The following is a 16,728-nucleotide window of genomic DNA, read 5'->3' as shown; positions in this document are numbered from 1 at the left end:
AATCACTCTTTTTATTAAACCAGCTTATCCCAAACCAATTTTATTTCTCCATCAATAAGAATTTCAAAATTTCATCCTTATGTATAGCCAACCATTAGGAATTTGGATATGAGTTTTAAGTTTCTCCATTCTGGCTGGCAAACTATTCTAGTAAATTTATCTATACGATCTCAAGTCCGTAAAAACTTGATTAATATATATACATAATGAAACAAATATCAAAATAAACACAAAAAAAGCATAAAAGAAACCTTCGGAGCATTCTTGAGAGATCATGAGTGTACAAATCCCTGCAAGAAACGATTCGACTATAAGAACCAGGCAATTTTCGTATCCTGTAAGGGCTTTTAATTCATCAATGCTTTCAAGATCCAACGTTTCACGTAAAGTGGAAATTATTGAATTAAATCTATTTACTCTATCTTCTTTATGATAGTTTTTTGTGTCAAAATTAATATCTTTTTCATGCTGTTTATACCAGTTCTCATACTCTTCTGCAAACTTTAGCTGTTTTTGTGTAACGACTTCTTTTTGTTTTTTGTATCGATCAGATATTGAAAAAATTATAGTTCCCGCTATCGCTAATGTGAAATAAAGAGACGCAAAAGAAAACTGATTTCCTCCCAACCCATTTAAATTAAAAAAATTATTAGGCTCAAAACAAGATATAAAACCTATGAACATATTGGTAAGAGATTCATCCTTCGTTTGTAATATCAGTGAAAGAACCCAGAGGAGAATCGCATAGGCAAATACAGATATAAGAATAACAAATGAATTAAATTGTAGTCCTAAAATAAACTTAAGAATTAACTTCTTCAAGCCAATTTTTATAAATGGGGATTTTTTGTATTTCAAGTAAATGAACGCTAAAAGGTACACTAAAATAGTAGGTAGTACAAGAATTAAAACTGGGGACAAATAATAACTAAACTGTATTTTGATCGATTCAAAAGAAAAAACGTTACTTAAAATTTCATTTAGGAATTTTAAATTTCTTGGATAGATTAATATGAAAAAACAGTAGCAGTTAATGTAGCAAAAATAAAATTGTACCAATTCTTTATATTTGTACCCCTAAAATATAAGTTCTGAAGTAAAATTTCTTCGTCAGAATGCTTTAAGTTGTCTCGAAGAGTGCCAATTATATTACTTTTTTTATCATTATTTATTTCATTCTTTGAGATCTTAGAGCCTAGATTCGGCAGGTTAACGTAATTAGAGATAGATATTTTCATATTTCTCTCCCATTAGACCCAGTATCTTCCAGTGAATCTCCTCCATATTCAATATTTCTGACTTCATTTGTCCTTTGTTCTGAGAAATAAGTTCTGTAATTCCCTGAAAATTGAAAAATATCCATCTCATTGTAGGTCTTTTTGTTGGTTTCCCTTTTTGATCTGGAATCGTTTCATTTTCTTCTTCTAATTTTGTCCTTAATTTCCATTCTGCAATTGAATAAATCATTAAGCAGAGAACCATTATCATAGTCATCGCTTCAATTCTCTTTTTGTTCTTGAGGTAAACTTTCGATATGCTAAAGGTGTTACTTTTCAAGAATCTGAATCCTTTTTCCACGTTATCCTGCCCTTTGTAATACTTCAGCATATCCTCAGGAGAAAGATTGATATCATTACTTGCAAGAATAAAAAGTCCCATTTTATCCATTTCATTTAAAACAAAAGCATCATTAACCTTTATGATTCCATTAATCCTGCAATAAGTCTTTAATTGCTCATCTTTTGAAGGTCTGCCTCTTTTCCCCAACTCACGTTTTTTAATGGATTTCACATCTACTTTTTCAAATGAGACAGAAGGGAAATCTTGAATCCATTTTTCTGCAGCTTTTAATGCATCCTCTTCGCAAAAAAAGTCCTCTCCTTTCAGTTTTTTAAAAGACTTCTCTGCTTTTTCAACCTCTTTTTCAAGCTTCGTCCTGAGAGTTTGCTCTTTCTTCTCTTTCATCTTGTGAGAAAGCAGCAAAACCCACTTTTGTTTGACTCCACCATATTCCACAAAGGTTTGATAAAATGAGTATCTTTCGTCGCTTTTTAGCGTTTTCAGGTTCAGATTTGCAGTTAGCAGTTCCTTTGCCTCGGTAATTGTTGCGGGAACACGACTGATCCAGAATGACTTTCCCATGTTCTTGATATTATTGTCTGTGTAAAAGGAACTATCAGCGACGTAGTAAACTTCGCTTTCAGGTCTTAAAACTGATTTGAGAGACTGGATCGCTTCCAGAATTGTGTTTTTGTCGGAAGAATTTCCTGAATGTGTGTTCATGAAAAGAGGTATCCCATGCTGATTAACAATCAAGCTAAGTACAAATTGTTTGAGGTCCCATCTTCCGTTTTTGGGAATTCCAAAAGTAATGTCAATAGACTCAGTTTCTTCGTCATCATAATCCCCATAAACGCTGACACTTGTAGTGTCAGCGTGTAAACAATGAACAGGAATAGGTAGATGAGTCATGATGTGAAGAGCAATTTCCGTAAACAGTTTTGTAGGGCCATATTTTACGATTCTGTCAAGAGTCTCTCCGATAACGTATTGATTCAGATCCTCTCTTGTTATACCGTCTCCGAAAAGCCTTTCCGTAGAAATGTTTTTAAAAAAATCAGGAAACAGGTACAGACGTTGCCCTACGAAACCAAGACCATTGAGCAACATGGCAAGGATGCAGACTGAGTGAGGGACAGTATGATCCCTTTCTTTGGGAAGTTTTTCATCGATCAGATTGTCAACCTCAAGTTCTCGGAACACTCCAACTATCAGACCAAGGTGACCTAAGAACCTTGTACGTTTTAGGGAGGATTCAACTCTTCTACTGCTGTCTTTTTCTGCCATGGGAAAACCAGGACAAAGATATAAAATTAATAATATTAAGATATTTGTTTACCTGCCGAATCTAGGTTAGAGTATACGCTTAAAAAAGATTTTTCTGATGAGTTTAAAGTATTAGCGATTTTTGTGATTAAAATACTAAAAAATGAATAAAAAGTGAATAATGCAATGTAATTGTAGGGTAAGAAAAACGAGACAATCAATGAACCTATTAGAAGTATTATTAACTTTTTATCCCAAGAAATCATTGTATTTTTAATATTGCTACATCTAAGCATCTCGATCCGTCTCAGCCTTCAGAGTTTCATATTTTGAATTGTGCACTCCGCGTTTTAAATTTTGTCACAATAAAATATAGTTGCTACATTGAAAGGTATTTGATTGTAGACAATATATAGAACCGATCTTTTAATTTCACACTGTCATTTATAACATGCCTGAATGTTTTTCAAACTCTCACAAACGTATAAACACAAATAAATTTATATTTGTTAACACCGTTAACACTATAAACGATGACTGTTCTGATCGAGGGAACGACGTTCCCTTTGGACAAGAAAAACGCTAACGACTGGGGCGTGCCCACGTCAGAGGCAGACAACGCTCTCTCTTCTCTCAAATCTGCTGTGGTCCGGATCTGCTCTCGCGCATTTGCTCACATCTGCGACATAGTAGAGGATCCTAGCTCGGAAATTGGCAGGGTAGCAGACGCCTGGAAGGAAGGTAACACCATCGTGGCCAGAGCATCGATTACTGACTCGATCGCCGAGCGGAAGATTTCAGAAGGGACCTGGGAAACACCTGGTCTGTGTATGCCCTTGGAGATGACGATGGGAGTGGCTGGATAAAAAATATCGAAGTCAGGTCAATGACTCTTGTCCGGAATCCAGCCTGGAAGGAAGCACAGTGGTCGGTTGTAGCTTCAAAGAAGGACCCGGGTAAAAAAGAAATCCGATTCATTTCTCGATTCAAAATTTCAGCATCAAAAGGGGGTATAAACATACCTGAAAACGATCCAGAAAACAACCTAGATGCCACTAAAATGGCAGCACTCGAAGCTGAGAACAAAAAACTCAAGGAAGATATGGCAGCATTGACAGCTTCTTTTGAGGAGCTGAAAAAGAACTACGACAACGCAGCAGTAGCTGCAGCCTCAGGAATACCTGCAGATAAATTCCAGGAAATGGTTGAGACTAGGTCAAAGGCTATCGCCAGTTCCATGATGGAAGCCTGGAGGGAAGATCAGGCCAAGAACGCAGCTACGCAGAGATACACAAGAGCAGCAATGTCAGCTGGCCTTGAGCCAGACCTGAACCTTATTAAGAGTCTGACTGCAGGTCAGATCGAAGATCTCGCTGCATCGTATGAAAGTATAGCTCCTGCAAGTGTATTCGGTAGCGGACCGCAGATCAAGTATCCGGCAAACAACGGTCCGAAGCAGAGCTGTGTCGGCAGATGGAATGAAGCTGAAAAGAAATGGGAGGACTTCTGATGGTAACTCCTTTCAAAGGAATCCAGGCCCCTAACAACGATGTTGTGATGGGCGGAGAAGAGCCTCTTGAGTATCTCACAGCAGAAGGGGCCACAATAAAGCCGGGTCACCATGTGAAAAAAGGATCTACCGACGACCTGATAACACCTGGCGACGCCTCAGGAAACTCAATCGGTTGGGCAGGATACGGAAAAGCCGGAGTGTTCAAACCAACTGATACGACAACAGCCTACGCAGCAGGAGATCTCGTGCCAGTACATGAGAAACCGGGCCTTCCTGTGAAAGCATGGCTTGCTTCTGGGGAGACTGTTGTCAAGGGGCAGCCTTTGAAGCCAGCTGCGAATGGGGAGCTTGCAGCAGCAACCGTAGGGACGGACGATATCATTGCCAGGGCTGCAGAAGATGCTTCCGGGAATGTACAGTTCATGATCAAATCAATGATCTGAGGTGAAAAACGATGTCAAACGCACTTTTTGAAGTTTCGCGGACAATGGATACAATCATCCACCCACCGCTCAGGCAGATCAACAAGGCAAGGAAACTCGTCAACGTCGTTCCAGGGGAAGGAATCGGAGAGCTCAGTGTAGATTGGATAGAGTTGGAGGCGATGTCGGATGCGATGATAGCCTACAGCTTCAGTACAGGAGCAGAAGATACTGTTGACTTCTCTTTGCAGAACAGTAAGATTCCCCTGATCTGGAAAGATTTCACCTTGGACCGCAGGCTGTACGAGGCGATGAGGAGAAAGAACACTAACGTCGACGCTTCCGCTGCGTTAGAGGCAGCCTATACGGTTTCCTCAGCTGAAGAAATGATGATACTTCGAGGTATCACAAGAAACGGGACTACCTTTGAAAAGAACGGTTTGTATGAAGGAGCCGGCCAGGACTACAGCACACCCAAGGCTATTGGAACTTACGGTGGGATCCAGGATGCGGTTACCGATGTGTATGAAATGATGGATGACTCTGATGTCCCGACAGACAGCCTGCGTTGGAACCTGTCAATGTCTCCAAACATCTACAACAAAGTGAACAAAAGCCGGAGTGCTAACGACGTTAAGGAAATGAAAGATCTACTCGAGCTCCTCGGGACTCCAAACAATCCAGGTAACGTGTTTAAAAGCAACACACTCCCGAGTGTAAGCACAACCGGATCTGCACTTCTCACACCAACCCCGGATACCGGTAGCCAGTACTTTGACTACTACCTTTCAGCTGAAGTCCAGACTGAACTAGGCCAGGACGGCAAACATCCAAGAACCGGACCTATTTCCGGAAGAATATTCGAGTCTGGAGTTCTCCGGATCCGGAAGAATGCAGTAATCGGAAAGATGACTGCACTTTCGACGGCAGCTTCAGTATAAAGGTGATCGCATGGTTCAGAAATTCAACGTGGAAGTCATGGTACATCACCTCAGGATCGGCGACAACACATACAAAAAAGGTGAAAAAGTTACGTTCACAGTCGATGAAGTGAAGCGCCTTGGTCAGTCTGTCAAGATCCTTGCCGAGGTCCCTGAACAAAAAGAACATAAGGCCCAGAAGGTAGCTGCTGCACCAGCTGCTCGGGCGACAGCAACCACACCAGCTACAGCCAAGAAATCTGGAGTATCCGAACAAACTGAAGAAAAGAAGTGATCCCTATGGTCCTATGTTCTGTGGAAGAAGTTCGTGTTGAGGTGTCTCCTAGATCGTTAACGAATGCCGATATCGCGAATATCATCGCGAGGACCTCACGGTCCGTGGCTACCCAAACGGGTGGGAGCGCAGATGCTTCAGACAATGATCTCCTGAACTTGGCCTGCATCCACATCTCTGCAGCTGCAGTTCTCCGCAAGATGAGAGTGAACGGAGAACTTGCAGCCCGGGTGAAGATCGGAAACAGTGAGCAGCAGAACACAATTGACAAGGACATCCAGGACCATGAAAACCAGGCAGCCATATACATGAAAAAGTACCGTTACTCCCCGGGATACAGAGTTCCATACGGGCGTTCAGGGCCCAGGACAGTGAACAAAACGGACTGAAAAAACATGAACTCGCTGACGCTTGGAATGATCCACACCTGCAACGTACTGAGTATCTCCCAGGACCAGAAACTGGAATTTTCGAATGGTTCAGTAGCTTTCACAGTTGGAGCTCTCCTGACGGGAGCAGACTCGGCAGCTACAGGAACCATCAAGGAGATATTTCTCGAGTCCGGATCCTGGGCAGTCTCTACGGCTACAGGCCATCTGATCCTCTCAAACGTTTCCGGAACATTCCAGGCAGGCGAATATATTCACGATGAACATGGGGGGGCCTCATCTGCCTCCGGACCGGCCGAGCCAGTGACTGACGGGGTAGGAACTCCTCAACTCACCACAACTTCCAGACACTGCCCGTCCTGCAGGTTCTCGCAGGCTAACCAGTCCGGAGGTACAATCCAGTCTCAGGATAGCGGAGATTACATTGTCGCCGAGCCTCTTCTATTCCTTCCTGTTGAAGCTGTGATCCAGGAAGGAGACTTTGTCTCAAGCAATGTTCCCGGGTACACAGGTCCTTACAAAGTCATGCATGTTGGAGCTGAGTATGAGCTGTTTCTGAACTCAAGCGGAGATCCTGAAATCGATCACCTCGAGGTCGAACTGAAGGTGGTGAAAAAACGCAGTTGATATTCACATGCCCAGAAGAAGAGCAAAGAGAGCTCATCAGGCAGGGCAAGGTCAAACCTGTACAATTCATCTTTTCAAAGGAAGAAAGAGGAAAACTCCTGGCTGAAGGAAAGCTTGCCTCGGTAGACGGGCAGCTGCTCATCACCGCTGAGGGAGAAGATCTTTCTGAGTTAATTTTCTCCGGGAGGGTGAAAGCGCTCGAATATAACATGTCAGTAGAGCTGAAACACCAGTTGCTGCTCGAAGGAAAAATGATTGCTATCATAGAGGTGGATGGTCAGCAGGTCCGATGGAATCCAGCTACAGAACCGGATCCCAGGATCAAAGGCAACGAGAACGGAGGAGGGCGTAGAGGAAAAGGAGGGTTCCGATTCAGCCCATATTTCCATAAGAAAGGAATTTTCCTTCAAGATGTTGCGAAGCTTGGCATGATCAAGGCAATTGATACTGCACACAGACAGATCGTTCAGGGCTACGATCCCGAAGCATATGTTTACGAGGACCCCAGACTGCTGGATCTAAGTGCTTTTTTCAGGTATTTCATTGCCGAAAAGTTCGGAGATGATGCAAGAAAACTGAAGTTCATGTATCAACTGGCTGACATCATTCTCTTCCTCATGAAAGAAGATGTGTACTACCGTGCACGCTTTTTCTCACTATTCAAAGATATCCCCAGGCACGAACTCACCGAGCCGGAAAAGGAGAATATTCAGAGATGGCACTGATCGGCTGGGTTCTGAGTTTTTTCCTTGCTCTGAAAAACACATTCGATGAATGGGAGAAGGAAATGAAGCAATTCGCTGAAGAGCATCCAGTCGGAGCTGCAGCGATGCGAATGTATGAAGATCAGTACTACAGAGGTTTCTGAGATGTCCGACCCGGTCTACATCACAATCGAGCAATGTGAGAAACACCGTGAAAAGCTGCAGGGTTCCCTCTGTGATTCGATCAGCAAGGAAAGGGAAGACAGGAAAGAGGATCAGGACAGGCTTGAAAGAGGCATTGAGCGGCTTGAAAACCGCATGGACCGGATGAACTCAAAACTGTCAGCGGTCGTGATCGAGCTCCTCATCGGGCTTCTCCTCGGGATCCTGGCATACATCGGAGGGAAAATCTGAATGGCTGACGTGTTCCGGGTCGATGTCAAAGGAATCAAGGAACTGCAGGCAAAGTTCAGGCAGATCGACTTCGAGATGCAGCAGATCCTTTCTCAGGCCACCTCAGCCGGAGCTGCAGTCGTTGTTCGTGAAGCTAAGATCAATGTGGGCCGAGGACATCCTGACTATCCGGAACGGATCACTGGCGCTACCATGCGAAACATCCGCGAAGTCAGGAAAGAGAAGTCTGCAACCAAGTGTGTTTCTCAGGTCGGAGGTACTCTCGAGCATATGATGAGGCTCGAAAAAGGTTTCATGGACACCGACCGCATGGGACGCAGATTTCACCAGCCTCCGAGACCATTCCTCAGGCCTGCGCTGGACGAGAACGAGGAGGAAATCAAGAAGGCCTTCGAAGAAAAAGTGAAGCAAGTTCTGAGGAAATACGGATGACGATCATCGACGAGGCAGTCCGAACAATTCTGATGAACGATGCAACTGTCACGGGTTTCGTAGGGACCAGGATATTTCCAAAGAAACTACCTCTTACATGCACTTTCCCTGCAATTTCAATCCACAAACCGTCAAACCCATACAATCAGATTTCGAGATCCCCGAGGTTTCAGATTTCCTGCTGGACTGAAGATTATCTGCAAGTGCAGCAGCTCTCCAAGGCTGTTGAGGCTGCCCTGGAAGGATTTTCCGGGATTGTCTCAGGCATTGAAATTATCAGAATTATCCCACTGGACGCTCCGGATCAGGACGAGGACCTCCCTGGAGTCTATCACATCCCTTACGATTTTCGAGTAATATTCAGGAGGTAAAAAATGGTAAACTATCAAACCGGTGTGAAGAACCAAAACACTATCCGCTTTGGTTCTGCCAAGATTGAGGTCGGTGAAACGGAATCAACTCTCATAGATCTCGGTATTGCAGAAGGCATCTCTTTCACAGAAGAGTTCGAACCAATAGAGGTCAAGCCGGACAATGGTCCAAAACTAACCCTCGGTACCAAGAACCATATCGCAACCGTTGCGTTCTCCATGATGGAGTTGAACCTGGAAAATCTCTACCTGATAAGAGGTGGGATTGACACAAAAACAAACGTTGCAGGATCCGCAACCCCTGTCACAGATGAAGAGCACATCCTTTCAGGTGTCGAGTTTGCTCGTCTGGACCACAAGAACGGTGACGGGTCCATCGTTACTTCCGTCACTGTGGTGGATGCTTCAGACAACGCCTGTGTCCAGGACACAGACTATATTCTCGCTCTCGATCCAGAGGGGTACACCTGCATAGCAAGGGTAGCGGGGTCAACTGTTCTCACGGATGGGGATACGGCCAAGGTAGACTACACATACACGCCAAACGCCTCAATCGAACTCAGCTCAGGCGGTCTGAACACGATCAACCCGCGGGTGGCAAGACTCACAAACACAAACGCAGCCGGGAAAAAGTTCGAAGTGACGGTATACAAGGCCTCTAACAAGAATGGGATCAAACTTGAATTCCCAGCCGACGACGCAGCAGACGTTATGAAGCCGGAGATCACTCTGGAAGGAGTTGTCGATACAACTCGCACTGCAGGAGATCAGTTGTTCAAGATCGTGGACGAGCAGGGGGTCCTGGCATGACTGAAGACATTCTGAAAGACTTTGACGTCTTGGAGCCTCCGAAACGAACGGCTAAGATCGGAGGAAAAGAAGTTGATGTTTCGAAAGTTTCTCCCCGGGTAACAGCGCACTTCCTTAGAGTTCTAAAATAATGGGGAAACAATGCGCTCGATGAAACACAGGGGATGGACCCGGAGATGGTAGAAGACATTGCAGACGTCGTCTCAATGATCTGTAAAAAATCTTCTCCGGAAATGACAAAAGACTGGTTCCTGGACGACATCGACATTGTTCCCTTTATGGAATTCGCAAAATTCATTTTCGAGCCGATGACGGCAAGACTGAAAGAAGTGGGGTCAAAAGGGTCTGGAGCTGAAGCAAAAAACTTACCATCGCAGATATCGTCGCCCAATTAGGCATGATGTATGCCTGGGCAACTCCCGAGTACGTCCTTGATAAAATGAGCATGGAACAGGCAATTCTGTTCTACCAGAAAGGCATGGAAGCAAAAAAAACAGACGCAGTAATCTTCTGGGGAGTTCTCGGGCAAGCCTTACGGGGAAGTGAAGGTGAAAATATCCAGGGACTTGAGAAGTTCAAGGAGCTGCACCCGGACGGGATCCTGAAGGACGGTGCCTGGGAAGTTAGCAGGTGACTTTATAAAAACGGTGAAGTGGGGGAATTATGACCTGGGAGAACTGGGTTCAGAAAGCTCTCCTCTACGAAAACGGAGAGCTTAAAATCGTTTCTGAAGTCGAAGAGAAACAGAAGTATGCTGACACGATAAAGCAGCTAGACGAATTGAGACGACAACAAAAACGGTGAAGTGGGGGATATGTCAGTCGGCGAGCTCGTAGTCTCTATCATAGGGGACATGAAAACCCTTAGCCAGGCTTTCACTAAAGTCCAAAAAGAGATAGGGGACGTCGGCACGAAATTCAAGGCAGCTGGCGCTCAAATGAGTTCGGCCGGCTCGGCGATGACTTCTGCAGTAACGGTCCCGATAGCTGCTATTGTTGGGTCTGGCGCCCTGCTTGTGAACTGGGCTTCCGACGTTGAAAAGTCTCAGGGACAACTCAGGGCATCTCTCGGGCTTACAGCTGAAGAGGCAGAGCGTTTAGAAGAGACGAGTATCTCCGTCTGGAAAAACGGATACGGAGAGTCGCTGGACGAAGTTAATGCGGGAATCGTCTCGATTCGGCATAACATGGCAGGGCTGGCGGATAATGAACTTGAATCCGTCACGACCGGGGCGCTAACGATTGCCCAGGTATTCGAGCAAGACGTTGACGAAGTTACTGCAGCCGCAGGCGTCCTGATGAAAAACTTCGGGATATCCGGAACTGAAGCTCTGGATACTATTACTGTAGGCTTTCAGAAAGGAGGGGACTTTTCTGGCGAACTCCTTGACACCCTCCGAGAATACGGTCCACAGTTTGCCAGCATTGGTCTGTCAAGTGAGGAATTTCTTTCCACCCTAATTGCCGGGGCTCAGGCAGGGGCCTGGAACCTCGACAAGGTCGGTGATGCTGTCAAGGAATTCAACGTCAGAGCTCAGGATGGCAGCGACACCACGGCAGCAGGGTTTGAGGCAATTGGGTTAAATGCGGCTGATATGGGTGCAAAAATAGCAGCTGGTGGTGACGCTGCAAAAGAGGCGTACATAGCAACAGTGACAGCACTCATGGCAATGGATGACCCTATGCAGCAGAATATTGCTGGAGTTGCTTTATTTGGCACTCAGTGGGAAGATGTCCGTTCTCAGGTCATTGAAGCCAGTGCAGCGCAAATAGAAAGTATCAAAGATGTATCTGGCGCAACGGCAGCAGTCACGAAAGAGATGGACGATTCCAATCCTATGCTCGCCCTGACAACGGCGATGAGAGAGCTACAAGCCGCTATGCTTCCTGTAGTGCAGGATCAATTAATCCCTCTCGTTCAAAACGACCTTCTCCCTATCCTTACAGACACTCTCGTCCCATTTCTCCGTGACGCTGTAATCCCTGTGTTATCTCTGCTGCTCCAAGGGTTTGCCGCACTGCCCGAGCCGATACAACTGCTCATAATAGGTGCGACAGCTCTGGTCGCAGCCCTTGGACCCGTCCTGATGATTGTGGGTTCGGTTTCATCAGGCATTGGAGCACTTGCAGGGCTCTTTGGTGCAGGTGGTGCCCTGGCCGGAGCAGGGGCTGTGATAAGCGGGCTCATAGCCGGACTTACTGCGCTGGCAGGCCCCATCCTTATCGTGGTTGCAGCAGCTGCAGCTTTCTATTATGGATTCACTCACTGGGAAGAAATTTCCGAAATCGTTTCTGATGTTCTGGGCTTCATTGAGGATGCGCTCGAAGATGTCTGGGGCTACTTTACCGGTCTGGATATGGCCGAGAAAGGCGGGGACATGTTCCGGGAATTTGTTGACGGAATTACCGCAGTCCTGCGAAACCAGCCTAAACAGATTATTCAGCAAACTCTCACAGCTGTCTGGCATTACCTCACGTCCTTCAGCCTTGTGCAGCCCGGGCAGAACCTGATAGTCACCCTGGCGCAGGGAATCGCTACCGTGGCAACACTTCCGATGAGGATGTTCCTTGACGCTCTGAACCAGATCTCTCAAGCGATTTTCGGATTCGATCTGTATGATGCAGGAGAACAGCTGATCTCATCGTTTTCCAGTGGAGTTTTCGACACTCTTTCCAAACTGTACGATTCTGTGATGGAAAAGGTAAACTCCATAAAATCACTGCTAACCGGGGCTAGCAGCACTTCAAGTTCATCGAGCTCGTCAAAATCGTCCAGCTCCTCCGGACTGACGTCCGTTTCAAAGAGCGCTTCGAACACTGCTGTAAAAACCGCATCGAGTAGTGTTCTCAGCGCAGTCTCAAGCGTGGCGTCAAGTGCGGTCGATGCTGGTGCTTCACTAATGTCAAACATTGCGTCTGGCATTACTTCCTCGGCTTCAACTGTATATAATGCGGTCTCGTCTGCCCTATCTTCTGTTAGCAACCTCTTGCCTCATAGCCCTGCAAAGGAAGGACCTCTCGCAGAGCTCCCGAATTGGGACGCCCTCTTCGCAGCTCCCGCCGAGACCAGTCTGGAAAACATGCAATCCAGTGTCCAGGCAGGCCTGCAGAACGTATCCCAGGTGATCAACAATACAACAAGCCAGGCGACTACCCAAAACAACTACGGAGGCAATACTATCAACCTGGGACCGAACACGATCGGATCCGAAATGGACCTGGAGCGGATCTTTGAGTATGTTTCAAAGCAGTTAGCTTCTCAGAAAAGAGCGAGAGGGTCCTGATGACAGTCACTTTCGATGGAGCTACAGTCAATGTGATCGGTACGAAAAGCTACGGGTACAGCATCATTGCTAATGCAACTCAGCTCTATAACGGAAAAACATACGCTGAACTGTCCCCTGAGACCTCTCCCTTCCCGAAAGAGTTTGACTGTTACTGCACGAACATTTCTGAAATCACAACGCTTGCAGGAAAGATAGGGTCATTCTGTACCCTGGTCATTGACTCTGATAGTTTTACTAATTGCTACATCTCCAAGCTCGGGGACATCAAAGAAGTCGAGGGAGACTTCCCAACTGGAAAATGGACTTACACTATTGAATTTTCGAGGCATACCGCATGAACGCCGAACTCAAAATTTCAGGAACCGGAACTATCCAGGTAATCGAAAAAAAACAGGATGAGGTAGACAATGGCAACATGTACACTGGTGATAACGAACGCAGGTAAAGAAGCTCTTGCCCGTAGAGCTGTCGGAGTAGAAGCTACCGCCGAATTTGACTACATCGGCACCGGGACAGGATCTTCTGCTGCAGCAGATACAGATACTGCACTGGAATCTGAGAACAATTCTAATGGGGCAGTCCGGACACAGGGCATTGCCACATATCCGGAAAACTACAAGGGCAGAGTTGTCATCACCCTTACAATTACCGGGAATGTAACCATTCGGGAGATGGGTATTTTCAACGCAGCTTCCGGAGGAACACTCCTGGCAAGAGGAATTTTCACAGAGGACCAGAATTACACCGCAGGTCAGCAGGTCCAGATAACCGGAGACACCAATTTCACGTCTTCATGAGGTGTTAAAAATGGTACTTGTAAATATAATACCGGTGGGAACTTCACCTTACTATACAGTTGATGATGAAGGCGTAATTCATATAACCCTAAAGGAAACTTTGCATAGTTACTCTGATGGGAGTAACCCTCAGCATGAGTTCACAGTAACAGTTGTAGAGCAAACCTTACAGGGTCTAAAAAATGCGCTTTCTCTCGCTATGGATGATGCGATAGATTATTTCAAGAAAGAGATAGACGCTATTGAATATAGAGAGCTTGTTCTTTCCGGTATGGCTGCAATAACAATTGATAATCCTTTGTTTTCGGCAGATACGGACACATATGAAAAAACTCAAAAAGTATCTGACGGTAATGGTGAAATTATCATTTCAGATACAATAAAGATTACAGAACAAACAGATCCTGTATATCTTGTATCTGCCTATGTGATGGATGCAGGAGAAACAAGGGACGACGCTATAGGAATAACAGTTTTGTGGAACTCAAATACAGGACACTCAAAACTAAAAGAAGGCCTTATATCTAAATTCAGAGAGATTAAAGATTCGTCTAGTACATTACTTGAAGATATAAAGTCTTCCATAGGGGTTACGTTGCCAAAAACTATATCGTCTGGGAACGGTGAGACAGAATGACAATAGGGACACCTGTTACTAAAATCATAGATAACGTTACCCTGTCTGCTTCCTCTAACCAGGACTCTGACGGTATAGATCTTTCCTCTGCGTTTGGTCTTTCGATAGGGTATGAACTTACATTTGATGGATCAGCTACTGGAGATGTAACACTTGAAGCCTATTCTGACCCAGACGGGGCAAGTTCTAGCTTCAGTATAGGAGCAAACCAGGATTACTTTTTCAGGAAAACAATACCGGTAGATGCAGGTAATCAAGCATCGAATGTAATCCCAATTCCTCCAAATGGGAAGTATGTTAAAATAAGGTTCGTTAATGCAGATGGCACATATTCAGTAACCGGTCTGAGCGCATGGAGTCATGTTAAGACAGGATAAAGTGATGTAAGATGTTTCCTCAATATTCGTGTTGGGATTCTTACGGACTTATCAAACTTGATTCTGTTGTTTCCATAGACGGACTACAGGTATTAATCTCTGTACCTAAACAGCCGGAGATGCAAGACGACGGCGCAGATCTCCGTTTTTGCACTCCCTATGGCGAGGAGATAAAATACGCTATCGAAAGCGTAGAATCCACATATTTTTCTGTATGGGTAAAGTTGCCAATCGGAATCGGAGAATTCCTTTTCTACTATGGAAATCAGGAAGCAGAATCTGAAAGCTCTCCAGATGATGTGTTTGATGAATTTTTTGATAAAAACTCGACTTCTGGATGGGATACGTCAAATATTGCAGTAACAACATATGGAGAGTATCTTAGGTTTTATAATCCTACATCTTCTTTAGTAGGAGGCGCACAGAGGTACGATCTTGATCTTCCTTCAAAATATATTATGGAGATACGAGCAAACCAAGTATCTATCCTTAGTTTGACATTTCTATAAAAATAAATACTCTTATTTTCGTTATTGGTTTGATGAATCTAAAAACAAAAATAAGAGCATTCCCTACTATTCCTAACAAGAATATATGTGTTCCTATCGGCTCGATGCTTGCTGTCCAATACTTTTATGAAAAACTTAATTTCTCTGATGTTTTTGGTAAGCATAAAAGCCGAGGTTTAGATCTCAATAGTTTATTAATAGGCTTGGTGAGCTACAAGCTCACCGAGAATTTTAGCATTAAAGAAGCTGGCAAATGGTTAAATCAGAAAGAAATTCTCGAGATTTTGAATCTCGAGAGTTTTCATGAAAAGGTTCTTTACAGAACACTTGAGATCCTGGGGCGCAACAAAGAGGAGATTCTTTCTGATATTTTAGGCAATCTATTTTCCGTTTATGATTTTGAAGAGACAGATATAAACCTTGACTGGACAAGTATAACTCTTTACGGCACAAAATCCAAGCTTGGAAAGTTTGGATATAGCAGAGATCATAGACCTGATAAGCTTCAGATAACAGTTGGAGTAAGCGAACTCAAAAAACCAATTAACATACCCATTGGAGTTACAGTAAACAAAGGAAATGTTCTTGATCTGAAACATTTTCCTGAGACGTATAACAAGGTAAAAAGTAAACTCAAAAAAGGATCTCTTATTGTTTTTGATAAAGGCGCTAATACAGTTGAAAACATAAAGCTGATACAGGAAGATAAGATGACATATCTTACTTCCATGAAACTGAATTCAAGTGACGATAAAATCATTGAGAAATTTGATGTAACTAAAGCAGAACAGATAGATTCTGAGAAAGGAATTTATGGGATAAAAATAGTCAAGCCAAATAGCATTAAGTATTTCTATTTATCAGAATCATTACAAGAAAAACAATTGGAAGCAAAGGCAAGAACTGTTCTGAAGAAGTTACAGGAAGCAAAAGAGATACAGGAGATAATTGTCAAAAATAAAAAGCTTCCCAAAAAATTCAGAATAAACAATGAGTTGATTGAGATTGACTATTCTTTTAAGACTAAGCTCGAAGAGCTTAGTGATGATGAAGCGATAGAACTCCTAAAGAGTTCCATAATTAATGGAAGAGAAGGATTTTTCTGCCTTATATCAAACAAGAATTTGACACTTGAAAAGGCACTGGAAATATATCGAGAAAAGGACTCTATAGAGAAAATATTCAACTCGCTTAAAAACGAAATACAGATTAAGCCGTTAAGGGTTTGGTCAGAAAATAGCATTCATGGAGCTATTATGATAGAGTCGTAAAAGTAGCTAATGGTCAGCCATCATAAAAATTTCAGCGCAAGATTTTGCACTTCATAAATATCCTCCAATTTTTGGAGTAATTTTCATCAAACCAATTCATTCTTTTCATCCTTTTCTTTCAATTTTTC

The 16,728-nt window shown here is 44.0% G+C and carries 25 protein-coding genes and 1 pseudogene; 24 read left to right on the top strand and 2 right to left on the bottom strand.

The window, feature by feature from the left end; translation table 11 throughout:
- Positions 1–156: 156 nt before the first annotated feature.
- The gene (locus MA_RS19910) at positions 157–858 is read right to left on the bottom strand and encodes a hypothetical protein (RefSeq protein WP_048065813.1); all 702 of its coding nucleotides are present in this window, start codon (positions 856–858) and stop codon (positions 157–159) included.
- A 360-nt stretch (positions 859–1,218) separates the two neighbouring features.
- Complete coding sequence (locus MA_RS19900; RefSeq protein WP_011021085.1) at positions 1,219–2,847, bottom strand: IS1634 family transposase; 1,629 nt, start codon at positions 2,845–2,847, stop codon at positions 1,219–1,221.
- A gap of 512 nt (positions 2,848–3,359) precedes the next feature.
- Between MA_RS19900 and MA_RS19895 the strand changes: the two genes are divergently transcribed.
- The 24 genes and pseudogenes from MA_RS19895 to MA_RS19795 all read left to right on the top strand — a co-directional run.
- A complete protein-coding gene (locus tag MA_RS19895; protein WP_011023719.1) occupies positions 3,360–3,692 on the top strand; it encodes a hypothetical protein in 333 nt (110 codons plus the stop codon).
- Complete coding sequence (locus MA_RS19890; RefSeq protein WP_048065810.1) at positions 3,653–4,336, top strand: hypothetical protein; 684 nt, start codon at positions 3,653–3,655, stop codon at positions 4,334–4,336. The genes MA_RS19895 and MA_RS19890 overlap by 40 nt, the downstream gene beginning before the upstream one ends.
- Positions 4,336–4,782 (top strand): hypothetical protein, encoded by a 447-nt coding sequence (locus MA_RS19885; RefSeq protein ID WP_048065809.1) that lies wholly within the window; start codon positions 4,336–4,338, stop codon positions 4,780–4,782. Before MA_RS19890 ends, MA_RS19885 begins: the two co-directional genes overlap by 1 nt.
- Positions 4,783–4,793: 11 nt before the next feature.
- The gene (locus tag MA_RS19880; RefSeq protein WP_011023716.1) at positions 4,794–5,702 is read left to right on the top strand and encodes an encapsulin; all 909 of its coding nucleotides are present in this window, start codon (positions 4,794–4,796) and stop codon (positions 5,700–5,702) included.
- 10 nt (positions 5,703–5,712) lie between these two features.
- Complete coding sequence (locus tag MA_RS19875) at positions 5,713–5,976, top strand: hypothetical protein (RefSeq protein ID WP_011023715.1); 264 nt, start codon at positions 5,713–5,715, stop codon at positions 5,974–5,976.
- Between the two features lie 5 nt (positions 5,977–5,981).
- Positions 5,982–6,365 carry a hypothetical protein gene (locus MA_RS19870; protein WP_157860346.1) on the top strand — a complete coding sequence of 128 codons (384 nt, stop codon included), beginning with the start codon at positions 5,982–5,984 and terminating at the stop codon, positions 6,363–6,365.
- A 6-nt stretch (positions 6,366–6,371) separates the two neighbouring features.
- Positions 6,372–6,992 (top strand): hypothetical protein, encoded by a 621-nt coding sequence (locus MA_RS19865; protein WP_011023713.1) that lies wholly within the window; start codon positions 6,372–6,374, stop codon positions 6,990–6,992.
- On the top strand, positions 6,989–7,717 hold the full coding sequence (locus tag MA_RS19860; protein ID WP_011023712.1) for a hypothetical protein: 729 nt from the start codon (positions 6,989–6,991) through the stop codon (positions 7,715–7,717). Before MA_RS19865 ends, MA_RS19860 begins: the two co-directional genes overlap by 4 nt.
- Positions 7,708–7,860: a hypothetical protein gene (locus tag MA_RS27560; RefSeq protein ID WP_157860345.1), complete on the top strand. Its 153-nt coding sequence runs from the start codon at positions 7,708–7,710 to the stop codon at positions 7,858–7,860. The genes MA_RS19860 and MA_RS27560 overlap by 10 nt, the downstream gene beginning before the upstream one ends.
- Position 7,861: 1 nt before the next feature.
- Positions 7,862–8,110, top strand: a complete 249-nt coding sequence (locus MA_RS19855) for a hypothetical protein (RefSeq protein ID WP_048065807.1) — start codon at positions 7,862–7,864, stop codon at positions 8,108–8,110.
- Positions 8,111–8,542: an HK97-gp10 family putative phage morphogenesis protein gene (locus MA_RS19850; RefSeq protein WP_011023710.1), complete on the top strand. Its 432-nt coding sequence runs from the start codon at positions 8,111–8,113 to the stop codon at positions 8,540–8,542.
- Positions 8,539–8,913: a DUF3168 domain-containing protein gene (locus MA_RS19845; protein WP_011023709.1), complete on the top strand. Its 375-nt coding sequence runs from the start codon at positions 8,539–8,541 to the stop codon at positions 8,911–8,913. The genes MA_RS19850 and MA_RS19845 overlap by 4 nt, the downstream gene beginning before the upstream one ends.
- Positions 8,914–8,916: 3 nt before the next feature.
- Positions 8,917–9,723, top strand: a complete 807-nt coding sequence (locus tag MA_RS19840) for a hypothetical protein (RefSeq protein WP_048065806.1) — start codon at positions 8,917–8,919, stop codon at positions 9,721–9,723.
- Entirely contained in the window at positions 9,720–9,854 is a 135-nt protein-coding gene (locus MA_RS29560) for a hypothetical protein (protein ID WP_282679116.1), read from the top strand. The genes MA_RS19840 and MA_RS29560 overlap by 4 nt, the downstream gene beginning before the upstream one ends.
- A 45-nt stretch (positions 9,855–9,899) precedes the next feature.
- Positions 9,900–10,118: a hypothetical protein gene (locus MA_RS19835; RefSeq protein ID WP_157860344.1), complete on the top strand. Its 219-nt coding sequence runs from the start codon at positions 9,900–9,902 to the stop codon at positions 10,116–10,118.
- A 2-nt stretch (positions 10,119–10,120) separates the two neighbouring features.
- Positions 10,121–10,357 carry a hypothetical protein gene (locus MA_RS19830; RefSeq protein ID WP_011023706.1) on the top strand — a complete coding sequence of 79 codons (237 nt, stop codon included), beginning with the start codon at positions 10,121–10,123 and terminating at the stop codon, positions 10,355–10,357.
- Positions 10,358–10,386: 29 nt separating this feature from the next.
- Positions 10,387–10,527: a hypothetical protein gene (locus MA_RS27555; protein WP_157860343.1), complete on the top strand. Its 141-nt coding sequence runs from the start codon at positions 10,387–10,389 to the stop codon at positions 10,525–10,527.
- Between the two features lie 10 nt (positions 10,528–10,537).
- On the top strand, positions 10,538–13,006 hold the full coding sequence (locus MA_RS24815) for a phage tail tape measure protein (RefSeq protein WP_052279210.1): 2,469 nt from the start codon (positions 10,538–10,540) through the stop codon (positions 13,004–13,006).
- Positions 13,006–13,347, top strand: coding sequence for a hypothetical protein (locus MA_RS19820; protein WP_011023704.1), 342 nt, complete (start codon positions 13,006–13,008; stop codon positions 13,345–13,347). Before MA_RS24815 ends, MA_RS19820 begins: the two co-directional genes overlap by 1 nt.
- Positions 13,348–13,416: 69 nt before the next feature.
- Complete coding sequence (locus MA_RS19815) at positions 13,417–13,806, top strand: phage tail protein (RefSeq protein ID WP_162013101.1); 390 nt, start codon at positions 13,417–13,419, stop codon at positions 13,804–13,806.
- A gap of 10 nt (positions 13,807–13,816) precedes the next feature.
- Complete coding sequence (locus MA_RS19810) at positions 13,817–14,443, top strand: hypothetical protein (protein WP_048065804.1); 627 nt, start codon at positions 13,817–13,819, stop codon at positions 14,441–14,443.
- On the top strand, positions 14,440–14,820 hold the full coding sequence (locus MA_RS19805) for a hypothetical protein (RefSeq protein ID WP_048065803.1): 381 nt from the start codon (positions 14,440–14,442) through the stop codon (positions 14,818–14,820). The genes MA_RS19810 and MA_RS19805 overlap by 4 nt, the downstream gene beginning before the upstream one ends.
- A 119-nt stretch (positions 14,821–14,939) precedes the next feature.
- Positions 14,940–15,329: a DUF2341 domain-containing protein gene (locus MA_RS19800; RefSeq protein ID WP_157860342.1), complete on the top strand. Its 390-nt coding sequence runs from the start codon at positions 14,940–14,942 to the stop codon at positions 15,327–15,329.
- A 32-nt stretch (positions 15,330–15,361) separates the two neighbouring features.
- A pseudogene (locus MA_RS19795) lies at positions 15,362–16,591 on the top strand (IS1634-like element ISMac23 family transposase); the annotation flags it as partial.
- Between the last annotated feature and the right edge of the window lie 137 nt (positions 16,592–16,728).

The organism is Methanosarcina acetivorans C2A, assembly GCF_000007345.1.
Classification (GTDB): Archaea; Halobacteriota; Methanosarcinia; order Methanosarcinales; family Methanosarcinaceae; genus Methanosarcina; species Methanosarcina acetivorans.
The sequence above is the reverse complement of the archived record's forward strand: the minus strand, read 5'-3'. Positions and strand labels throughout refer to the sequence as shown.